The sequence below is a fragment of the Salirhabdus sp. Marseille-P4669 genome (assembly GCF_900240405.1).
In the GTDB taxonomy this organism is placed as follows: domain Bacteria; phylum Bacillota; class Bacilli; order Bacillales; family Alkalibacillaceae; genus OEQK01.
Map to the genome: position 1 here is coordinate 589,264 of NZ_OEQK01000002.1, position 21,116 is coordinate 610,379.

The 21,116-nt window shown below is 36.6% G+C and carries 20 protein-coding genes; 19 read left to right on the top strand and 1 reads right to left on the bottom strand.

From position 1 onward, the window contains the following. Nucleotides 1-70: 70 nt before the first annotated feature. Nucleotides 71-556, top strand: coding sequence for an RsfA family transcriptional regulator (locus tag C1A05_RS06090; protein ID WP_102027286.1), 486 nt, complete (start codon nucleotides 71-73; stop codon nucleotides 554-556). A gap of 6 nt (nucleotides 557-562) precedes the next feature. Here the strand turns inward: C1A05_RS06090 and C1A05_RS06095 are convergent, their stop codons facing one another. Continuing rightward, entirely contained in the window at nucleotides 563-1,054 is a 492-nt protein-coding gene (locus tag C1A05_RS06095) for an N-acetyltransferase (protein ID WP_102027287.1), read from the bottom strand. A gap of 207 nt (nucleotides 1,055-1,261) precedes the next feature. Between C1A05_RS06095 and C1A05_RS06100 the strand changes: the two genes are divergently transcribed. The 18 genes from C1A05_RS06100 to C1A05_RS06185 all read left to right on the top strand — a co-directional run bounded on the left by C1A05_RS06100 (nucleotide 1,262) and on the right by C1A05_RS06185 (nucleotide 20,933). After that, nucleotides 1,262-2,149, top strand: coding sequence for a 2-dehydropantoate 2-reductase (locus C1A05_RS06100; protein ID WP_159462009.1), 888 nt, complete (start codon nucleotides 1,262-1,264; stop codon nucleotides 2,147-2,149). Beyond that, nucleotides 2,142-2,516: a DUF3397 family protein gene (locus C1A05_RS06105; protein ID WP_102027289.1), complete on the top strand. Its 375-nt coding sequence runs from the start codon at nucleotides 2,142-2,144 to the stop codon at nucleotides 2,514-2,516. The genes C1A05_RS06100 and C1A05_RS06105 overlap by 8 nt, the downstream gene beginning before the upstream one ends. Before the next feature lie 98 nt (nucleotides 2,517-2,614). After that, nucleotides 2,615-4,237, top strand: coding sequence for a bacillithiol biosynthesis cysteine-adding enzyme BshC (gene bshC, locus C1A05_RS06110; protein ID WP_102027290.1), 1,623 nt, complete (start codon nucleotides 2,615-2,617; stop codon nucleotides 4,235-4,237). A 198-nt stretch (nucleotides 4,238-4,435) separates the two neighbouring features. Further along, nucleotides 4,436-4,867 (top strand): division/cell wall cluster transcriptional repressor MraZ, encoded by a 432-nt coding sequence (mraZ, locus tag C1A05_RS06115; RefSeq protein ID WP_102027380.1) that lies wholly within the window; start codon nucleotides 4,436-4,438, stop codon nucleotides 4,865-4,867. A 43-nt stretch (nucleotides 4,868-4,910) separates the two neighbouring features. Beyond that, complete coding sequence (gene rsmH / locus C1A05_RS06120) at nucleotides 4,911-5,882, top strand: 16S rRNA (cytosine(1402)-N(4))-methyltransferase RsmH (RefSeq protein ID WP_102027291.1); 972 nt, start codon at nucleotides 4,911-4,913, stop codon at nucleotides 5,880-5,882. 5 nt (nucleotides 5,883-5,887) lie between these two features. Further along, on the top strand, nucleotides 5,888-6,262 hold the full coding sequence (gene ftsL / locus C1A05_RS06125) for a cell division protein FtsL (protein ID WP_102027292.1): 375 nt from the start codon (nucleotides 5,888-5,890) through the stop codon (nucleotides 6,260-6,262). A gap of 12 nt (nucleotides 6,263-6,274) precedes the next feature. Continuing rightward, a complete protein-coding gene (locus tag C1A05_RS06130) occupies nucleotides 6,275-8,518 on the top strand; it encodes a penicillin-binding transpeptidase domain-containing protein (protein ID WP_102027293.1) in 2,244 nt (747 codons plus the stop codon). 142 nt (nucleotides 8,519-8,660) lie between these two features. Then, the gene (locus C1A05_RS06135) at nucleotides 8,661-10,607 is read left to right on the top strand and encodes a stage V sporulation protein D (RefSeq protein WP_102027294.1); all 1,947 of its coding nucleotides are present in this window, start codon (nucleotides 8,661-8,663) and stop codon (nucleotides 10,605-10,607) included. 80 nt (nucleotides 10,608-10,687) lie between these two features. Then, complete coding sequence (locus C1A05_RS06140) at nucleotides 10,688-12,166, top strand: UDP-N-acetylmuramoyl-L-alanyl-D-glutamate--2,6-diaminopimelate ligase (RefSeq protein ID WP_102027295.1); 1,479 nt, start codon at nucleotides 10,688-10,690, stop codon at nucleotides 12,164-12,166. Then, nucleotides 12,163-13,518: a UDP-N-acetylmuramoyl-tripeptide--D-alanyl-D-alanine ligase gene (locus C1A05_RS06145; protein WP_234998357.1), complete on the top strand. Its 1,356-nt coding sequence runs from the start codon at nucleotides 12,163-12,165 to the stop codon at nucleotides 13,516-13,518. Before C1A05_RS06140 ends, C1A05_RS06145 begins: the two co-directional genes overlap by 4 nt. A 25-nt stretch (nucleotides 13,519-13,543) precedes the next feature. After that, complete coding sequence (gene mraY, locus C1A05_RS06150) at nucleotides 13,544-14,530, top strand: phospho-N-acetylmuramoyl-pentapeptide-transferase (RefSeq protein ID WP_102027296.1); 987 nt, start codon at nucleotides 13,544-13,546, stop codon at nucleotides 14,528-14,530. Further along, complete coding sequence (murD, locus tag C1A05_RS06155) at nucleotides 14,527-15,873, top strand: UDP-N-acetylmuramoyl-L-alanine--D-glutamate ligase (protein WP_145997290.1); 1,347 nt, start codon at nucleotides 14,527-14,529, stop codon at nucleotides 15,871-15,873. The genes mraY and murD overlap by 4 nt, the downstream gene beginning before the upstream one ends. A 68-nt stretch (nucleotides 15,874-15,941) precedes the next feature. After that, nucleotides 15,942-17,042: a stage V sporulation protein E gene (gene spoVE / locus C1A05_RS06160; protein ID WP_102027382.1), complete on the top strand. Its 1,101-nt coding sequence runs from the start codon at nucleotides 15,942-15,944 to the stop codon at nucleotides 17,040-17,042. Between the two features lie 152 nt (nucleotides 17,043-17,194). After that, a complete protein-coding gene (gene murB / locus C1A05_RS06165) occupies nucleotides 17,195-18,100 on the top strand; it encodes a UDP-N-acetylmuramate dehydrogenase (protein ID WP_102027298.1) in 906 nt (301 codons plus the stop codon). 231 nt (nucleotides 18,101-18,331) lie between these two features. Then, nucleotides 18,332-19,162, top strand: coding sequence for a cell division protein FtsQ/DivIB (locus C1A05_RS06170; protein ID WP_102027299.1), 831 nt, complete (start codon nucleotides 18,332-18,334; stop codon nucleotides 19,160-19,162). Beyond that, nucleotides 19,146-19,850, top strand: a complete 705-nt coding sequence (locus C1A05_RS06175; RefSeq protein ID WP_102027300.1) for a DUF881 domain-containing protein — start codon at nucleotides 19,146-19,148, stop codon at nucleotides 19,848-19,850. Before C1A05_RS06170 ends, C1A05_RS06175 begins: the two co-directional genes overlap by 17 nt. 5 nt (nucleotides 19,851-19,855) lie before the next feature. After that, a complete protein-coding gene (locus tag C1A05_RS06180; RefSeq protein ID WP_102027301.1) occupies nucleotides 19,856-20,566 on the top strand; it encodes a DUF881 domain-containing protein in 711 nt (236 codons plus the stop codon). 1 nt (nucleotide 20,567) lies between these two features. Continuing rightward, complete coding sequence (locus C1A05_RS06185; protein ID WP_102027302.1) at nucleotides 20,568-20,933, top strand: small basic family protein; 366 nt, start codon at nucleotides 20,568-20,570, stop codon at nucleotides 20,931-20,933. Nucleotides 20,934-21,116: the final 183 nt, after the last annotated feature.

A 21,116-nucleotide genomic window follows, 5' to 3' on the forward strand; every position in this document is an offset into this window, starting at 1 on the left:
TTAATAAAAAAATAGTCTATCACTCCTGTTTCTTGCATAGATTCATAGTAAAAGAAATAGGAGGGATAGAATGGTTCATAATAGACAAGATGCTTGGACTGAAGATGAAGATATTTATCTAGCTGATGTAGTACTTCGTTTTATACGCGAAGGTAAAACGCAATTAGAAGCTTTTGAAGAAGTTGCAAAAAACCTTTCTCGTACACCTGCAGCATGTGGATTTAGATGGAATGCGACTGTTCGTAAACAATATGATAAGGAAATACAAATAGCAAAGGAAGAAAGACGATCGAAAAATAAGCAACCAGAATCAATCGTAGTAAAATCAGAAAGTCAACCCTTTGAATTTGACGAGGCAATAGAATTGCTAAAAAAGATTAAGGAAACCTATGAAACAAGCGCAAGTTCTTCGGTGCAAGTGGATGAACGAATACAACAAATATCGTCTGAAAATGAAATTTTAAAACGAAAAATACAACGCTACGAACAGGCGCTAGAGGAAATAATTACAATTTGGAAAGATGTCTATTCGCTAGAGGACAAAAAACAAGGCTGAAATGAATCAGCCTTGTTTTTTGTCCTCAATATGCTCTTTGACACCTTCAGGTAACCAGATCAGAGGATTTTCCCCTAAATCACGTTGTACATCATAATGTACTTTTTGAAACCCCATTTTTTCCCAGAAACCATGAGAGTTAACTCTTGGATTTGTTTTAATAGGTATGTTAAAACCCTTAGCGTAATCAACAAGTTGTTTACCTAATTTTCTTCCGCGATAGTCATAGAGTACCTCTAGCTTCCAAAGCTCTAAATAATCTTGTGGAGGCTCGAAATAGCTATCGTATTTTTTATCTACACGATATAAACACATTCTTGCTACAAGTGAATTACCGTAATAAATGCCGTAAAATGGGGATTCACTATCATTTTCAATCATATTGCTTTGAAGCTCATCTAACATGGACAGTTCTTGAATACCATACTCTTTAAAGCGCTTAAATTCCTCAAGTGTTTTATAGTTAATGGATAAACGTTCAACCTTTACATCTTCCATAAAAAAATCCCCCTTCAACATCTGTATAGTCTTATTATAATATAAAAAATAGGTAAACAAAACGATACTTATTGAAATTTTCAAATAAATTTATCCTTTGGCCTAATTTTTGATAGAATAAGATAGAAAAGCGTCAAGAAAGTAGGTTAGGAAAAATACATTTTCCTTCGTTTGGCATCAATGATAACTTTCCGGATGGTGAATACTTTGAATATAGGAATAATTGGCTTAGGCTCAACAGGATTACTACTATCAGCCTTTTTACGAAAACAAGGACATACTATAACTTGTTATGTGCGTAGAGAGGAGCAAAAAGAATCGCTTAACAAAAATGGTATTTATTTATTACCGTACCAACATACATCATACATAAAAGCGGAAGACATATCCAACATTCAAGAACATGATTTGTATATCATTTGTGTGAAGCAACCTCAGTTGTTTGCTGTTTTGGATCAGCTAGAAAAAGCACTCTCTCCACATATTCCTATTCTGTTTTTGCAAAATGGGATGTCACACATTGATAGAGCTCAAACCTTAATTAACCCTATTTTTATTGGGGTTTTAGATCATGGTGCAAAAAGAGTAAACGACTATACCGTGGAGCATACTGGAAAAGGGATTATTAGAATTGGTTCGATAAAGGATGAGTATTTTCAGTTATTGGAAAATATGGTAGATTGTTTGTCTAGTGATGCTTTTCCTATATATGTTGAAAAAGATTGGGAACAGATACTACGACATAAGTTGATTGTAAATGCGGTTATTAATCCATTAACAGCCATACTAAATGTGAGAAACGGGGAAATTGTTTCTAATGTACATATCCATCGTTTGGCATATGCTATTTGTCAAGAAGCTTGTGACGTTTTAGATATGGACCCAGTATTGATGTGGAGGAAGGTGTTGGATGTTGTGGAAAGGACCTCCAAAAACATGTCCTCGATGCTTCAAGACATACGCCTTCAAAAAGAAACTGAAATTGATTCTATAACGGGGTATCTTTTATCGAAAGCCAAAACGGGAATGCCTAATACCGAATTCGTCTATCATGCGATAAAGGCAAAAGAATTGGGAGGAGTAGAGGATGATTGACATAATCACATATATTTTAGCTGCTACCATTACACTCCCGTTTGTGTTGTTTTTTGGCTTGTTGATTGGATTGAACCTATTTAATGTTAGGAGTCAAAAAGCATTTAAGCGAGCAGCAGATGTTTCAACTTTCTGGTTTATCCTTTCTGTCGTTTTTAGTGCATATATTCTGTTTAAGCAAATAATCATTTTATGGATTATTATGCTTATCATTATTATTATGGCGTTATATTTAGTAATGTTATGGAGGAAAGAGCAGGAGGTTCAATTAAAAAAAGCCATCTTAAAGACTTGGCGAACATCCTTTTTGCTTTTCTTTGGCCTTTATACAATTTCTTTATTATTTGGAATACTCCAAAGGATATAACTTAAGTCTATTTCTTAAAACAAATTATGTGAAACATACATATATATTCGATACAATACAAAAAGGTGTACATAGTAGGATATAAAGGAGAAGGTTACATGCATATCAAACCAATTTCCATAAATGGGAATTCGTTAATTCAAGACTACCGAAAGCAACATAGCAATGCACTTCAATTTTTTCATTATAATCCTTTTGAAGAAAACGTATATAAGGAGCGTTTGCAAGAGCTATCCTCTCGATCTTTCAAAAGAGAAGAGCTTGTATCAGTATTAAAGGAATGTAATGTAAAGTGGGGGGCAAAAGCAGAAACAATCAACAATATTGATGCGTTAAAGGATGAAAAGTCTGTAGTAGTAGTTGGTGGACAACAAGCGGGACTCTTAACTGGACCTTTATATACAATTCATAAAATCATTAGCATTATAAAGTTAGCTAGAGAACAAGCCGATAAGCTAGGTGTCCCTGTTATCCCTGTATTTTGGATTGCTGGAGAAGACCATGATTTTCAAGAAATTAATCATATTGCACTACCTATCGCTTCTCGTATGAAAAAATATAAGACACGTCAAAAACAAATAGCCAAACAACCTGTTTCCTCCATGATGTTAGATAAACAGGTAACAAGTGATTGGGTCGAGAGTATCTTTTCTAATATGAGCGAGACAAAGTATACAAAGGATTTAAAAACGGAAATTACCACAATCGTAAAGGAGAGTAATACTTTCGTAGATTTTTTTGCCCAATTGATATTTAAGCTATTCCCAAGTGAAGGTATTGTACTGTTGGATTCTAATGATCGGAATATTCGTAGACTTGAGAGCGACTATTTTCAAAAGCTCATTCAGAAGCAAGAGGAAATTGCTCGTGGGGTACGAAAAGCATTAAATGCCACGAGTTCGATGGAATATAGCATTGCGCTAGATGCCGAAAAGGATGACGGTCATTTATTTTATCATCATAATGGGGAGCGAGTATTGTTACGGGTTGATAGTAATGGAAGGTGGGTTGGAAAGGCAGAAGAATGTGAACTTACAAAAGACGAACTGTTGTCCATTGCCCAAGAACGACCTTATTTGTTAAGTAATAACGTCGTGACGAGACCAGTGATGCAGGATTTGTTATTACCGGTATTGTCCTTTATTGGAGGACCAGGTGAAGTAGCTTATTGGTCTGTTTTAAAGCCTGTTTTTGACACGCTAGAAATAAAGATGCCGCCAGTTCTACCTAGATTATCCTTTACGTTATTGGATCGTAAAGGGGAGAAGTACATGGAGCAACTAGCTTTAAAGGACTCGGAAGTTATTAGGAGCGGAGTAGATTTTGACAAAGGGATGTGGCTCAAACGCCAAACGAATCCACCGATAGAACAATTAGCAGATCACGTGAAATTAACGATTGAAAAAGCACACAAACCGTTAAAGGAAGTAGCCAAAGAGCTTCAGCCTGACTTAGGGGACCTTGCTGACAAAAATTTGGTAATTCTGTTACGAGAAATAGAATACTTAGAACAACGTATTATCCATCAGTTGAATGTAAACAATCAAAATGTACTACGAAAGTTTGATTGGCTAGAAGTGCTGCTTCATCCAGAAGGAGGACTACAGGAGCGGATATGGAATGTATATTACTGGATTAATGAATATGGGGATAATTGGATTAAGGAATTAATGAACCAAGAAGTGAAATGGGATAGCCCCCACTATTTAGTTTATTTATAAGGATTATCCCCCACTTCCTACCACCAATTTAGAAAATGGATTAAAAACCTTGAAATATAAAGGTTTAGAGATGCTTATTCGAAAGGCCTACCGCCATAATGGTAGGCCTTTTTTCGTGTTTCAAAAAAATATATAAAAATGGAGTGGAGGAAAGTGGGGGATTGTGGTAAACTAATATCAGAAGGTGGGGCGATGTACATGTTCATGGGGGAATATCAACATAATATCGACCAAAAAGGTAGGATTATTGTTCCTGCTAAATTTCGAGATGGTTTAGGAAACCTATTCGTCATTACGAGAGGTCTTGATAAATGTTTATTTGCCTACCCCATGGATGAATGGCGACAGTTAGAAGAGAAGCTGAAAAAACTTCCCCTTACAAAAAAAGACGCCCGTTCTTTTACCCGCTTCTTCTTCTCTGGCGCTGTTGAATGTGAAGTCGACAAACAGGGAAGAATAAACATCCCATCGCCCCTAAGAAAATATGCCGAATTAGATAAGGAATGTGTCGTAATCGGTGTATCCAATAGAATTGAATTATGGTCACAAGACAAGTGGGAAGAATATTTCGAGCAATCGGAGGAATCCTTTGCAGAGATTGCAGAAAATATGATGGATTTTGACATTTAAGGAATAATAGGGCGATGAATTACTTTATGAAAAGGTGACAAAAATGTTTGATCATTACAGCGTGTTAAAAACAGAAGCGGTCCATGGACTAAATATTCGCCCAGAAGGTACATACGTAGATTGTACATTAGGTGGTGGAGGACATTCGGAGATGATTGTCCAGTCACTAAATGATAATGGTAAATTAATTGCTTTTGATCAAGACATAGAGGCGCTTGCTTTTGCTAAAGAACGGTTGAAATTGTACAAAAATCGATGTTTGTTTGTTCATTCGAATTTCCAACACTTGCAAGAAAATTTAGTGCGTCATGGGATACAAGAAGTGGATGGAATTTTGTTTGATTTAGGTGTTTCATCTCCTCAGTTAGACCATGCAGAAAGAGGGTTTAGCTATCAACAGGATGCTCCGTTGGATATGCGCATGAACCAATCACAAGCGTTGTCAGCGTATGATGTTGTTAATACATGGCCGTACGAGAAACTAGTGAAAATCTTCTTCCGATATGGAGAAGAAAAGTTCTCTAAGCAAATTGCAAGAAAAATAGAACAACGGAGAGAAGAAAAAGAGATAGAGACAACTACCGAATTAGTAGAAATTATAAAAGATGCTATACCTGCAGCTGCTAGGCGTAAAGGTGGGCATCCTGCAAAACGAATTTTTCAAGCAATTCGAATTGCTGTTAATGATGAGCTTACTGTATTTGAGGATGCTCTGCAGCAAGCTGCAGAAGTGTTAGCAATAGGTGGCAGGATATCTGTTATAACCTTCCATTCCTTGGAGGATCGCATTTGTAAGCAAGCGATGAAAAAGTGGAGTACACCACCACCATTACCAAAAAACTTTCCTGTCCTACCTGAAGATATTGCGCCACCCTTTAAAATGATTACAAAAAAGCCGATATTACCAGCAGAAAACGAATTAGAGGAAAATCGTCGATCACGTTCAGCGAAATTAAGAATTGTAGAAAAAGTTAAACCTTGGGAAGATAAATTCCGATATAATGGAAGGGAGTAATTTTAATGGCATCCGTTTTTGCAAGAAAGCTAGAACAAACAGAAACTCAATATAAGGTAGAAAGACAAGTACAAGCACCTGTAGCGGTACCGAAAAAAAGGTGGATTACAAAAGGTGAGAAGTTTACATATTCTCTTATAACGATTGTCGCTATTTTAGTAAGCATTTACGTAGTTTCTTTCTCTTCCTCCATAGATTCCGTAAACCGTGATATTGAAAGCTTAGAAAACAAAGTAGAAGAGCAATTACTAGCAAATGAAACACTAGAAGCACAAGTAAATGAATTAAGCGAACCAAGTCGAATTATTGAGGTTGCAAAAGCTAACGGTCTTGACATTAAAAATGCAACAGTAGAACAAGCTGAGATTTTACAAAACTAAAGGTGGATTTTTATGAAAAAGCTGAAGGCGACAAATGGAGTTGCGATACTATTTATAGTGGGGTTTTCTATTCTCTTTTTGGTGCTGTTCGGTAGGATAATGTATATCCAAGCATCTGGAGAAATAGAGGGTGTAAATTTAGAGGAGTGGGCAGAAAAGCAGAGAACTTCCAGTTATCCCTTATCTGCAGAAAGAGGGCTAATCTACGATCGTTCAGGCATGGTACTGGCGGCAAATCGACCAGTTTACCGTTTATATGCAATATTAGATGAAGAATATACAACGAATGAAAAGGAGCCGCTACATGTTAAAGACCCATTTAACACTGCAAATAAGCTGGCTCCTTATTTAGGTTTAGAAGAAAGTGCATTAGCAGATACATTAAACTCAGCAATAGAAGACGATAAGTTCCAAGTTGAATTTACAAATCGTAGTTTCACAGAAGAAGAAAAGAAGGAAATCGAAAAGCTGGACTTGCCTGGTATCTATTTTTCGAAGCATTCGGAAAGATATTATCCAAATAGTCAGTTTGCTTCTCATGTGATTGGGTTTACACAAAAGAAAGAAGATACCCTTGAAGGGGCAATGGGTATTGAAGCTAGTTTTAATGACGTTTTGACAGGTAAGCCTGGAAAAATTAGCTATCAGCGAGACCGATATGCTACAAAACTATTAAATCCAGAAGAAGCCATTGTCCAAGCAGAAGATGGTGACAATGTTTATTTAACGATTGATCAAAAAATACAGACCTTTTTAGAGGACGCCATGACAGAGGTACAGGAACAATACGAGCCGGAAAAAATAATGGCTGTTGTCATGAATCCCAAAACTGGGGAAGTCCTTGCAATGAGTAACCGACCAAGCTTCGATCCGAACGTAAAGGAAAATATCGAAAACTGGTATAACGATATTATTGCTTATCCATTTGAACCTGGCTCGACAATGAAAATTTTCACAGTAGCAGCTGCAATTGATTCTGGTAACTATAATGGGGATGAACTCTTTGAATCTGGTACGTATCAATATCTAGATAATGTGCGTCCAGTCCATGATCACAACTGGGGTAAAGGTTGGGACTATATCACATATGATGAAGGATTTACGCGTTCTTCTAACGTTGCGATGGCCAAACTAGTTTGGGAAAAGATGGGGACGGAAACGTTTTTGGAGTATTTACAAAAATTCCATTTTGATCAAAAAACAAATATCGATTTAGCTGGTGAAACAAAAGGCACCATATTGTATAACTGGCCATCTGAAAAAGTAACAACCTCATATGGACAGGGTACTACGGTGACACCGATGCAGTTAATGAAAGCTGCTACTGCTATTGTAAATGATGGAAAAATGATGAAACCATACGTAATTTCTAAAATAGAGGATGCGGATACTGGTAAAGTAATAAAGGAATCCGAGCCTGAAGTAGTTGGACAACCAATTTCTAAAGATACTGCAAAGCAAGTAATGACCCTTATGGAGGGCGTAGTAAATGATGAACTTGGTACTGGTTACGGTGTGTATACTTTGGACGATTATTCCGTTGCAGGTAAGACGGGTACTGCGCAAATACCTGACCCAGAAACAGGACGCTATTTAACTGGAAGAGAAAATTATGTCTTTTCTTTTTTAGGTATGGCGCCATCTGAAAATCCAGAATTGATGATGTTTGTTGCAGTGGAAAGACCAAAGTTAGAAGATACGGAGGCAGGTTCCGAACCTGTATCCTATATTTTTAAAACCGTAATGGAAAATAGTTTAAAGTATTTAGAGATAAAACCAGATAAAGAAAGTACTGCGCTTAATGTGAACCCATTTCCAATACCTTCTAGCAAGGGAGCGTCTGTTGATGCGGTAGTACAAAACCTACAGGAGCTTGGACTCGACACGAAGGTTATAGGGAATGGTTCGAAAGTAGATGCGCTCTATCCAAATGAAGGTATGGAAGTAGTCCCGGGAGCAAGTGTGATGATACGTACTGATGGGAATGTTACAATGCCGGATTTAACAGGATGGTCACTTCGAGAGGTTATTCAACTTGGAGAGCTTTTGGATATAAAAGTTGATTATTTAGGTTCTGGATTTACGGTCAAGCAAAGTATTGCTGCAGGCTCAGAGTTTAAAGGGAATAATTACTTAAGTATTGAATTAAAAGCCCCTAATCCTTCTAATGAGACAGTTTCGGATGAAGAGGGTACGAACCAAGAGGAAACTAGTGAAGATCCAGATTCGAACGTTCCATCTGAAACAGAGGAATAGATTATCATATAGTAGAACCTGTTGCATTATTGCAGCAGGTTCTTTTTTTTGGTTTTGTCACTCTAACCTATTCATAGTTCTAAAGTATTCCATACGTTCATATATTGAAACAAGCTATACCTTGTACAAAAGGATGATGTTCATGAAGCGTGTATCTCAAGTAACCGTACGTAAGAGATTAGTAGCAATTTTTATTTTTGCACTTCTATTTTTTGTTGTGATGTGTTTTCGTCTTGGCTACGTCCAATTTATAATTGGTGATGAATTAGTTCAAAAAGCTGAGAACCTATGGAGTCGTGACATACCACTCCGAGCAGAACGAGGGGAAATAATAGACCGTAATGGAGAAGTGATTGTTGAAAATACAACAGCACCCTCTGTTGCGGTAGTTCCAAGGCAAATCAAAAATCCTCAAGAAACAGCAGAAAAGCTTGCTAAAATTTTAGAAATGCCTGTAAAAGACGCATATGAGGATATAACGAGAAGTGCAAATGTGTGGATAATTAACCCAGAAGGCAGGAAATTAACAGATGAGCAAGCAATTCAGATACAGGAATTAAATATGGAAGGTGTATATTTAGCGGAGGATTCGAAACGTTATTATCCGAATGGAGCTTTCCTATCTCATGTATTAGGCTTCACAGGGATTGATAACCAAGGATTGGCGGGGATTGAACTTTTTTATGATGAAAAGCTATCCGGTGAAGATGGCGCCCTATCATTTTTCTCCGATGCAAAGGGTAATAAACTAGGTGACATTGCAGATATATATTCTGAGCCAAAAGATGGATTAGATTTGAAATTAACGATTGACTCTAGAATTCAAACCATCGTAGAAAGAGAACTAGATTTGGCTGAAGCAAAATATGATCCAGATGGAGCAATTGCCATTGCAATGGACCCGGATACTGGTGAAATTTTAGCGATGGATAGTCGGCCGAACTTTCATCCGAGCGATTACCAAAATGTAGATGCCGAAATTTATAATCGTAATTTACCGGTTTGGAGTACATATGAGCCTGGGTCAACCTTTAAGATCATTACGTTAGCTGCTGCATTGGAGGAAGACTTAGTGAATTTGACGGAAGATGAATTTACCGATTCTGGTTCCATTGAAGTTGCTGGAGCAAGACTCCGTTGCTGGAAAAGTGGGGGCCATGGCCATCAAACCTACTTAGAGGTTGTACAAAATTCATGTAACCCAGGATTTGTGTCACTAGGTGAAAAGTTAGGGAAAGAGAAGCTGTTTACGTATATTAAAGACTTTGGTTTTGGTGAAAAAACCGGAATTGATTTACATGGTGAAGGTACTGGAATACTGTTTGACCTTGATAATGTAGGACCAATTGAACTCGCCACAACTGCTTTCGGACAAGGGGTTTCTGTAACACCAATTCAACAGGTTACAGCTGTGTCTGCGGCAATTAACGGGGGCTATTTATATGAACCTTATGTTGCGAAAGAATGGCTTGATCCTGTTACTGGGGAGGTAGTTGAAGCCACAGAGCCAACGATGAAAAGAAGAATTATCTCTGAAAAAACATCAGAAGAAATACGCTATGCGTTAGAAAGTGTTGTTGCATTTGGTACAGGTGGTAAGGCATATGTAGAAGGATACCGGGTGGGCGGGAAAACTGGTACTGCTCAAAAGGTTGGAGAAGACGGTAAATATATGAGTAATAACCACATTGTCTCGTTTATCGGATTTGCGCCAGCAGATGACCCAGAACTCGTTATATATGTTGCAATCGATAATCCGAAGAATACGGTTCAATTTGGTGGTGTTGTGGCTGCCCCTATCGTTGGAACAATTATGGAAGATAGTTTAAGAACAATGGGAGTAGAAGAACGGGAGAATGGACTTCCGAAAGAATACACATGGCCCGATGTACCAAAAGTAGAAGTCCCTGACTTAATTGGCCTTACAACAAAAGAATTGCAAAGCTATTTAGCCAATTTAGATATAGAAGCGAAGGGGGAAGGGGAGTATATTATAGAACAGTCTCCACAGGCAGGTGAACTGGTAGATCAAGGTTCAACCATACGCATTTTCCTTAGTGATGAAGATGATGTAAAAAATAAACAATAAGGGATATCGTCTACAGCCCCCATTTTTGCTATAATAGGTTACGTATGTATATTAGAGGCACAATAAGGCAGGCGAATTTAATGAAACTTACAGAGCTATTATCAGCTATACAATTTTATAAGGTAACTAAAACGATAGAAGACTGTTACGTAACTGGAATAGAAATGGACTCAAGAAGCGTTCAAGAAGGAAATGTTTTTGTTTGTATTCGTGGGTTTACTGTGGATGGACATGATTATGCTAAAGATGCGGAAAGAAAGGGTGCTTGTGCTGTTGTAGCGGAGCACCCTATTCACCTTGATATCCCAGTCATCGTTGTATCAGACACATCAAAAGTGTTAGCCCATTTAAGTAATGTTTATTATCAACACCCAACGCAACATTTGAGGCTTATAGGTGTTACGGGGACAAATGGAAAAACAACCCTTACGTATTTACTAGATGAAATCTTTAAATGTGCCAAAGAGAAAACAGGTGTCATTGGTACAATACAAATGAAAATTGGAGATGAAATTCTTCCAACGAAAAATACAACCCCTGATGCACTTGTATTACAAAATACCTTCCGTAAAATGGTCGATCAAGAAGTATCCACTGCGGTTATGGAAGTATCGTCACACGCATTAGATCTTGGGCGAGTTTATGGTTGTGAATTTGATATTGCGGTTTTTACGAATCTTTCACAAGATCATTTGGATTATCATGATAGTATGGAGGATTATTTCCGGGCAAAAAGTCTTTTGTTTTCACAGCTGGGAAACACATATGGAAACAAACCTAAATATGCAGTAATCAATGTAGATGATCCATATGGTGAAAAGTTAATTAAAAGCACACCGTACGAAGTGTTGCGTTATGGTATACATAATAAGGCAGACGTATGGGCCGAAGAAATAGAACTTACTCCTAATGGTAGTTCTTTCCTTATGAAAACGCCAGTAGGAGAAATTCATGTGCACACACCATTAGTGGGGATGTTTAGTATTTATAACTTAATGGCCGCAACTAGTGCAGCAATATGTGCGGGTGTTCCTTTATCTATTATTCAACAATCGTTCCAAACGTCTAAAGGAGTACCAGGAAGATTTGAAACTGTTCAAGGTGGTCAAGATTTTGGTGTCATTGTGGATTATGCGCACACACCCGATTCTCTAGAAAATGTATTGAAAACTGTACAAAGCTTTACTAAGGGAGATACATATGTAGTTGTTGGCTGTGGTGGTGATCGAGACAAATCAAAACGACCAAAAATGGCAAATGTTGCGGTGAATTATAGTGATTATGCTATTTTTACTTCAGATAATCCGAGAACAGAGGACCCAAACCAAATATTAGTTGATATGACTAATGGGTTAACAGCAGAAAACTATATCGTTGAGGCGGACCGTAAAGCAGCGATAAAATATGCAATAGAGCGAGCTAAAAAAGATGATGTCATCCTCATTGCCGGAAAAGGTCATGAAACATATCAAGAAATAAATCGAGTCCGCTATAATTTTGATGATCGAGAAATCGCAAGTGCGTTAATTCGGGATGTATTAAAGGGGCGTTCAAAATGATTAAGTTTACAACAAGATGGTTAACGACCATTTTCCCAACTTATCGGGGGTTAGCAAAGGATGCAATCCAAATAGAAGAGGCTTTTACCGACAGTAGAAAAAAAGTACATTTTGGTTTGTTCATTCCAATTGTTGGGGAAAACTTCGATGGACACGATTTTTTAAAGGATGCAATCCAAAACGGAGCAGTAGGCGCAATTTGGCAAAAGGATAAGGAAATTCCTTCCTATGTACCTACCGATTTCCCTCTATTTTTAGTGGATGATACCATCGTTGGGATGCAAAGACTAGCTGCATTTTATCGAGAGAAGGTAAACCCAAAAGTGATTGCCATAACTGGTTCAAACGGCAAGACGACTACAAAAGATTTTTTTGCAAACGTGTTTGAACGTAAATACAAAACATGGAAAACCCAAGGTAATCTCAACAACCATATCGGATTACCTTTAACGATATTACAAATGGATCCTGATGTAGAAGTCTTGATCGTAGAAATGGGTATGAACCATTTTGGGGAAATTGAAACATTATCAAAGATTGCAAGACCTAATTTTGCAGTAATTACAAATATTGGTGAATCCCACATCGAATATTTGGGCTCTCGTGAAGGAATTGCAAAGGCAAAAAGTGAAATAGTATTAGGACTAAAAGAGGATGGTTGTATACTATATGATGGGGATGAACCCCTCTTAGAAACATTAGCAAATAAATTCAGTAGTTATCGAATAGGCTTTAATAAAGACAACAACTATTGCATAACGGATGTCCTGATTACGAACGAAACTACTTCTTTTCAATTAAATGGTGAAGCGTTTGTTATACAAGCGCTCGGTAGACATCAAGCAAAAAATGTTTCCTATGCAATAGTATGTGCAAAGCTTTTTGGTTTAACAAATGAAGAAATCAAACAAAGTTTAGAGAATGTTGCATTAACGAATATGCGTTTTGAAAAAATAAATACAACAAGCGGTGCCTTAATTATCAATGATGCTTATAATGCCTCTGCTACATCGATGAAAGCTTCTATTGAAGTAATTAAAGAAATGGATGCGACTCGGAAAGTGCTAGTATTAGGTGATATATTAGAGCTTGGTGCACAGACAAAAGAGATTCATCGTTCGGTAGCCGATGTAATCGAAAAGCCAATCGATGCACTCTATACTTATGGAGAAATTAGTAATGTCATTGCAGAAACGGTAAAGAATAAAGATGGGGAGATTGAGACCTTCTCGTTTCAAGCGAAAACAGAATTAACGAAAGCATTAAAAAAAGAAATGCAGGAAGGCACGCTGTTGTTGTTTAAAGCTTCGAGGGGAATGAAGCTTGAGGACATAATCGAACAACTAGTGTGATGTTAATGGAAAGGGAGAATCAAACATGTCACAAAACATTTTACTTATAACTATGGCTATATCATTTCTAATAACGGTCTTAATTTCCCCCTTTTTTATTCCTTTTTTACGCCGATTAAAATTTGGGCAAAGCATTAGGGAAGAGGGGCCAAAATCACATCAGAAGAAGTCTGGCACTCCAACAATGGGAGGATTAATGATTTTAGTAGCAGTTTCTGTTACAACAATCGTTATGACACTCAAGTTCAAACAGGAACCATTAAGCTTTGAGGTGTTTTTACTATTATTTGTTTTAATTGGTTATGGGTTACTCGGTTTCCTAGATGATATTATCAAAATTATAAAGAAACGGAATTTAGGCTTAACCTCTAAGCAAAAAATGCTTGGTCAAATCGTAATCGCACTTATTGTATATATTATTTTAAGGCAACATGATTTTCCGACCTATATTCAAATTCCGGGAACTGAAATTCAATTTGACTTAGGAATTGGGTACGCATTACTAATTTTATTTATGCTGGTTGGAGCTTCCAACGCTGTTAACCTAACAGATGGGCTGGATGGATTGTTAGCAGGAACTGCAGCTGTAGCTTTCGGAGCATTTGGTATTTTAGCATGGCACGGAATTCCTCAATTTGAAATTTCGATATTTACCATTGCTATAGTTGGATCCCTATTAGGCTTTCTAGTATTTAACGCCCATCCTGCAAAGGTATTTATGGGTGATACTGGTTCCCTTGCATTAGGTGGGGCAATTGCCATTGTAGCAATACTAACGAAGCTCGAAATTATTTTAATTATTATCGGTGGCGTTTTTGTTATTGAAACACTATCTGTCATCATTCAAGTAATATCATTTAAAACTACCGGGAAGAGAGTATTCCGCATGAGTCCACTACACCACCATTATGAATTAAAAGGTTGGTCAGAATGGCGTGTTGTCGTAACCTTCTGGATCGTGGGAATATTATTTGCTGCCTTAGGTATATACATCGAGGTGTGGATGGTTTGAATAGATTAACGAATTTTCCTTATAAAAATGCGCTTGTTTTAGGACTTGCCAAAAGTGGAGAGGCTGCAGCACGTATTCTCCAAGAAAATGGTGTTAAGGTTCGTGTGAATGATAAAGAAAATGAAGGTCATAATCCAATCGTAGCTGAATTAAGAAATTTAGGTATTGAGGTAACTACAGGTGGGCATCCATTGTCCGTTTTAGATCATATTGAAGTAGTTGTCAAAAATCCAGGTATTCCTTATGATAATGTGATTATTAAAGAAGCAGAGACACGTGGGATTCCAATTATAACTGAAATTGAAATTGCCGGTATGCTGGCGAAAGGACCAATAATTGGAATTACTGGATCTAATGGCAAAACAACAACAACAACACTTATTTTTGAAATGTTAAAGAGTAGTAATAAAAGGGTACAAGTTGCTGGAAATATAGGAACAGTCGCCTCAGAGGTTGCAAAAGAAAATAAGGAAGATGAAATTCTTGTAATGGAATTATCTTCTTTCCAGCTTTTAGGCACTAAAACGTTTCATCCAAAAGTTTCTGTGTTTTTGAACATATTTGAAGCTCATCTGGATTATCACAAGACACTAGAACATTATGCACAAGCGAAGGCAAATATATTCAAAAACCAAACAGAAAATGATTTTGTTGTCTTTAATAGTGAGGATGCTATTGTATCAAAGCTTGTAAAGGAAAGTAGTGCGAATAAGGTTCCGTTTTCTCCTAATGTAGAGAATACAAAAGGTGCATGGGCAGATGACGAATGGCTATATTTCCAACAAAATCGTATCATTCGAAAAGAAGATATTGCATTAGTAGGGAAGCATAATTTTGAAAACATTTTAGCAGCTGTTTCAGCAGCAAGCCTAGTTGGTGCAACACCAGAAGGAATAAAGCATGTTTTAGAAACATTTCAAGGTGTTCCCCATCGTCTTCAGTTCGTTAAAGAAGTAAATGGTAGAGTGTTTTATAATAATTCGAAAGCAACCAACATTTTGGCTACGACCACAGCTTTAGCATCATTCTCAAAGCCGATTATTTTATTAGCAGGTGGTCTAGATCGAGGAAATGATTTTGATGGGTTGCTACCTTATCTAGAAAATGTAAAGGCTATGGTTTTATTTGGACAAACAGCGAAAAAATTAAAAGAAACAGGTCAAAATGCACGGATAGAACAGATTCATATTGTCGATAATGTAGAACAAGCGGTTCAAATAGCTTATGAACTTTCAAGCGCTGACGATGTCATTTTATTGTCCCCAGCATGTGCTAGTTGGGATCAATATCGTTCTTTTGAAGAACGAGGAGACATGTTTGTCAAAGCTGTGCATAAGCTATAATAGGGGCTTGTTCACACTTAGCCCCAATTCCATAAGTGGAACTTGGGGGTGTTTTTTTGTTTAACCGCATTTCGAAAAAGTCAAAAGCACCAGACTTTACATTGCTGATCGTTATTTTTGCCTTACTACTAATTGGGGTCATAATGGTATACAGTTCATCAGCCATTTGGTCTGATTATAAATTTGATGATCCTTTCTTTTATGCAAAAAGGCAGCTACTATTCGCTTTTCTTGGTTTAATCGCGATGTTTGTGATGATGAATATTCCATATTATAAATGGCGGGATTATTCAAAATGGATTTTGATTGCCTGTTACATACTTCTTGTAGCCGTATTAATTCCGGGGATTGGTTTAGTACGTGGAGGTGCGAGAAGTTGGATTGGTATCGGTGCTTTTAGTATTCAACCTTCTGAATTTATGAAACTAGGACTTATCATTTTTATGGCCGTAACCTTATCCAAAAATCAAAGGTACATAACGTCATTTAAAAAGGGATTTTTACCTTCCTTGTTAATGGTATTCGTTCCTTTTGGTTTTATCATGCTACAACCGGATTTAGGTACAGGTATGGTACTCGTATTAACTTGTTTTGTCATGATTTTTATAGCAGGTGCTAAAATATCCCACTTTGTTTCCTTGGCGATGGTTGGTGTGGTAGGTTTTATCGGATTAATTATTTCCGCACCTTATCGAATTAGTAGAATTCAAGCCTTTTTGGACCCCTGGCAAGATCCATTAGGAGATGGATTTCAAATTATTCAATCTTTATATGCAATTGGTCCAGGAGGTCTAATGGGAATGGGACTTGGACAAAGCTTGCAAAAGTTTTTTTATTTACCTGAACCACAAACCGATTTTATCTTTGCTATTTTAGCCGAGGAATTAGGGTTTATCGGGGGAACCTTCGTCATTTTATTGTTTTTCTTACTTATGTGGCGTGGAATCAGAATTGCTTTAAATGCACCAGATCTATACGGTAGCTTGCTAGCTTTAGGAATTGTTGGCATGATTGTGATTCAAGTATTTATTAATATTAGTGTTGTTATCGGATTAATTCCTGTAACAGGTATTACGTTACCATTTTTGAGCTATGGCGGCTCATCCTTAACGTTAACCTTATTGTCGGTAGGAATTTTATTGAATATTAGTAGATATTCTAAAATTTAACCTGTGACTCAAGTATATATGGAGAAGAGCTTTTACCTTACGAAAAGGGGAAAAGCTCTTTTTCTTTTAATCTACATCTATGTCATTTCCACGTTCGTAAATGAATAGCATACATTAGTATGGAACCTTTATGGTCTGAAGGAGGATTACATATGATGCAAATAAAAAACGCTTTAGGGCAAAAGAATGTAGGTAAAGTTAGCTTAAATGAACCATTACATAAACATACCACAATTAAAATTGGTGGTCCCGCAGATATTTTTATAGAGCCTAATAGTATCGAAAGTATAAAAACAACAGTAGCCATATTAAGGGAAAGTCAAATACCAATTCGTGTTATCGGTAGAGGGTCTAATTTGTTAATTTCAGATGAAGGCATACGTGGTGCGGTTATTAAATTTGGTAAAGGCATGGACCATTTAGTAGAAAATGGGAATCGAATCACAGTTGGTGGGGGATATCCGCTTGTGGGACTGTCTACTATTATGAGTAAAAAGGGAAGAGATGGGTTGGCATTTGCTGGTGGTATTCCAGGTAGTGTTGGTGGAGCCGTCTATATGAATGCAGGTGCTCACGGCTCTGACATCGGAAAAATATTAGTAAAGGCTCATATTTTATTTCCTGATGGTACCACAAAATGGTTAACGAATAAGGAAATGAGATTTTCTTATCGTAAATCTATACTACAGGAAGAACCAAGGGGTTATTGTGTAGAGGCTGTTTTTCACCTTAATGAAGGTAATAAAGAAGAAATTAGGAAGAAAATGAAAAGGTATAAAGCATACCGGAAAGAGACCCAACCTTGGGATTTACCATGCTGTGGCAGTGTGTTTCGTAATCCATTACCACATCATGCAGGTGCGTTAGTGGAACAATTAGGCTTAAAAGGGAAAAAAATAGGTGGGGCAAAAATATCAGAGCTACACGGGAACTTTATCGTGAATGACAATAATGCAACATTTAAAGATGTAATGGAATTAATAAATTATATAAAGGAATCCGTGAAAACAACCTATAATATTATATTGGAAACGGAAGTAGAAATTATTAAAAATTAAAGGACTATTGATTTATTTTTTTACAACAAATGTATGATATAATCGAACTATCGACAATAAACGGCATGATTTCATGCCGTTTATTTTGCCTATGAATGTTTTTGCGATAACTTACTTAGAAATGAGTGAACGTGGCACGAATAGAAATACAAGAAAACTTCAATGCTGTAGAAACTGTTGTAGGGTTTTATTACCCAATTTCGTTAATTATTTTAAAAAGGAAGAACGTATATGCAGGAAAAAAAAGTAGTTTCCATTGAGGAACGGATACCGAAATTAAAAGAGGCTAGAAAGAAAAAGGCGAATAGAAGATTAGTCTTTTATTTAACGATCTTCTTTTTATTAATTCTAATTATTATTTATTTGCAATCTCCATTAAGTAATGTGAAGCATGTAGCTATATCTGGTACAGAATTATTAAAAGAAGAATTCGTAAAAGACAAAAGCGGTATTACAACAAAGGATAATATTTGGAGTATAGATTTTGAGGAAATCGAAAAAAAAATAAAAGCGTTACCTGAAGTGAAAAATGTATCGGTAACGAAAAAACTTCCTAGTACCGTAAAGATTGAAGTAGAAGAATTTATCCGAGTAGGGTATGTGAAAAAGAAGGAAAGCTTTTACCCTGTACTAGAAAATGGACAAGCACTAACAGATAAGGCTATTCCGGTACCTAAAGGTGATGCTCCAATCTTAATTGGATGGAATGATAGCACCTACCTAACGGAAATGACGAAAGAGCTTCGAAGCTTACATAGTGAGCTAGCAGCTTTAATTTCAGAGATACACTGGATACCAGAAAGCTCAAACCCATACAAATTGCGACTGTATATGGTAAATGGAAGAGAAGTTTTAACATCCATACGCAATTTCTCTGAAAAAATGAGGGCATATCCCTCAATAGCGATGCAAATTGAACCAGATCAAGAAGGATATATTAACCTTGATTTAGGTGCATATTTTGTACCATACGATTCTGATGAAAAAATAAATGAGGATAAATCAGCAGATGAATCAACAATAGAAGTAGAAGGAGAGAGTGTAAATGAAGGTGAGAGGTAGGCATGTCATATTCTCCTTCATCCTATTAATTACAGGTTTCTTAGTAGCTTTTAGTTATCAAATAACAAAAGAAGAAACCAAAATCGTAAAAGTAGAAGATAAACAGCTAGAGGAAGATTATTTTTATCGAAATCAGCTGAATGAGACAATTAAAGAAAATAAGGATTTAATGGATGAGCTTATGAAATTACAGGAGGAGATTAGTGATTATGAGGAGCAGCTAGCAGGACAAGAGGTGCTTGTATCGGATTATATCGATGAGAAACGACAGCTACAAATGATAACAGGGGAAATACCAGTTACAGGCCCAGGTGTTGTGGTTAGCTTAAATGATGCAGAGTATATTCCGAGTGATCAAAATGTAAATGATTTTATCGTGCACGACCTACATGTTCATATGGTGATTAACGAATTGCTATCTTCAGGCGCTTCAGCAATCGCCATAAATGGTCAACGTCTACTAAATGATAGTTTTATTCAATGTATCGGACCGGTTATTTCAGTTGATGGTGTAGAACATCCTGCACCTTTTGTTATTAGTGCTATTGGTGATGCAGGAGTACTAGAAGCCAGCTTAATGCTTGAAAACGGAGTAGTAGAGCAACTTGTATACGATCATGTAGAAGTAAAAGTGGAAAAACAGGATAAAATTTCAATGGATGCTAGAATTTCTAGTGAAGGGTGGTAAAAGCTATGAGGAGAAAAATGTTGTTAGCATTTGTCTCTTTATTAGCTGGATTGATGATTGCTGTTTTATTTCAGTCCAATCAGAAACCAGAAACTAGAGATACGAGAGATTTATGGGAAATTCGTACAGAGCTTAATGAAGAGCAAATAAAGCAGCAAAACTTATATAAACAAATTAGTGAAGCAGAAGAAATTATTAACCAGTATGAAAACGAACCAAATACAGAAAAAATTGAAACATTAAAGGAACAAGTAAATAAATTAAAGGAGAAAGCTGGGTTATCGGAAAAGCAAGGGAAGGGTCTTGTGATTACGGTAAAGCCAATTTTTCGTGATATAAAAAATGGTCAAGCGTACCCAACTATTCCGCCTGAATTAATAAACCGATTATTAAATGAGTTAAAGCTATATGGAGCAACAGATATTGCGATTGAAAACGAGCGGATTATCTCCATTACACCAGTTCGTGCTGTTGGGGATTCCACCTATGTAAATAATCGCCCAGTCCCACCATTACCAATTGATATAAAGGTGATGTCTAAGGATTTAGAGAAGCTTATGGATTATATGGAAGTGAATAAGATTAATGATTATTTTGCCATTGAAAATATTGAATTGAGCTATGAGATTGAAGAGGTTATTACACTACCTAAATACGATATGCCAATTGATTTTCAATGGTTTGATTCTGAAAATGTAGAAACAGGTGAATCATAATATGTGGCTTACTTTTATTTTTCTTATAATTGGAATTACGTTAGGTTTGTTAACCGATCTTCGTGTACCTGATATATATGAAAACTATTTATCCATTGCAGTATTGGCTGCATTTGACACCTTAATTGGTGGGATACGTGCTCATTTGGAAGAGAAGTTCGATGAAAAAGTATTTGTAACGGGTTTTTTTGCAAACATATTTTTAGCTGCGCTACTAGCCTTTTTAGGTGTCCAATTAGGTATTGATTTATACTTAGCAGCCGTGTTTGCCTTCGGTGTAAGACTGTTCCAAAATATTGCATTAATCAGAAGATATATATTGGAACGATTTGAAAAAAATACCAGGAAGAAAAAATCAAAAATTTAAAAGGAAATCTTTATTTATTTGTTGAATTGTTTAATAATATATAATAGGGTTACTAGATAGAAAGTGATAGAATATTGAAAAGGAAGCGGCTGTTAAGTTTTTTTCCTTAACTTTTCATTTTTATGAGGCTACCTGTAACCTTTTATGGTAATATTATAGTAAGATACAAAGTAATTTTTGAAC

Bases quoted from the DNA above. Each gene is read 5' to 3' on its own strand.
- C1A05_RS06090 (WP_102027286.1), top strand. From the start codon at position 71: ATGGTTCATAATAGACAAGATGCTTGGACTGAAGATGAAGATATTTAT.
- C1A05_RS06095 (WP_102027287.1), bottom strand. From the start codon at position 1,054: ATGGAAGATGTAAAGGTTGAACGTTTATCCATTAACTATAAAACACTT.
- C1A05_RS06105 (WP_102027289.1), top strand. From the start codon at position 2,142: ATGATTGACATAATCACATATATTTTAGCTGCTACCATTACACTCCCG.
- bshC (WP_102027290.1), top strand. From the start codon at position 2,615: ATGCATATCAAACCAATTTCCATAAATGGGAATTCGTTAATTCAAGAC.
- mraZ (WP_102027380.1), top strand. From the start codon at position 4,436: ATGTTCATGGGGGAATATCAACATAATATCGACCAAAAAGGTAGGATT.
- rsmH (WP_102027291.1), top strand. From the start codon at position 4,911: ATGTTTGATCATTACAGCGTGTTAAAAACAGAAGCGGTCCATGGACTA.
- ftsL (WP_102027292.1), top strand. From the start codon at position 5,888: ATGGCATCCGTTTTTGCAAGAAAGCTAGAACAAACAGAAACTCAATAT.
- C1A05_RS06130 (WP_102027293.1), top strand. From the start codon at position 6,275: ATGAAAAAGCTGAAGGCGACAAATGGAGTTGCGATACTATTTATAGTG.
- C1A05_RS06135 (WP_102027294.1), top strand. From the start codon at position 8,661: ATGAAGCGTGTATCTCAAGTAACCGTACGTAAGAGATTAGTAGCAATT.
- C1A05_RS06140 (WP_102027295.1), top strand. From the start codon at position 10,688: ATGAAACTTACAGAGCTATTATCAGCTATACAATTTTATAAGGTAACT.
- C1A05_RS06145 (WP_234998357.1), top strand. From the start codon at position 12,163: ATGATTAAGTTTACAACAAGATGGTTAACGACCATTTTCCCAACTTAT.
- mraY (WP_102027296.1), top strand. From the start codon at position 13,544: ATGTCACAAAACATTTTACTTATAACTATGGCTATATCATTTCTAATA.
- murB (WP_102027298.1), top strand. From the start codon at position 17,195: ATGATGCAAATAAAAAACGCTTTAGGGCAAAAGAATGTAGGTAAAGTT.
- C1A05_RS06170 (WP_102027299.1), top strand. From the start codon at position 18,332: ATGCAGGAAAAAAAAGTAGTTTCCATTGAGGAACGGATACCGAAATTA.
- C1A05_RS06175 (WP_102027300.1), top strand. From the start codon at position 19,146: ATGAAGGTGAGAGGTAGGCATGTCATATTCTCCTTCATCCTATTAATT.
- C1A05_RS06180 (WP_102027301.1), top strand. From the start codon at position 19,856: ATGAGGAGAAAAATGTTGTTAGCATTTGTCTCTTTATTAGCTGGATTG.
- C1A05_RS06185 (WP_102027302.1), top strand. From the start codon at position 20,568: ATGTGGCTTACTTTTATTTTTCTTATAATTGGAATTACGTTAGGTTTG.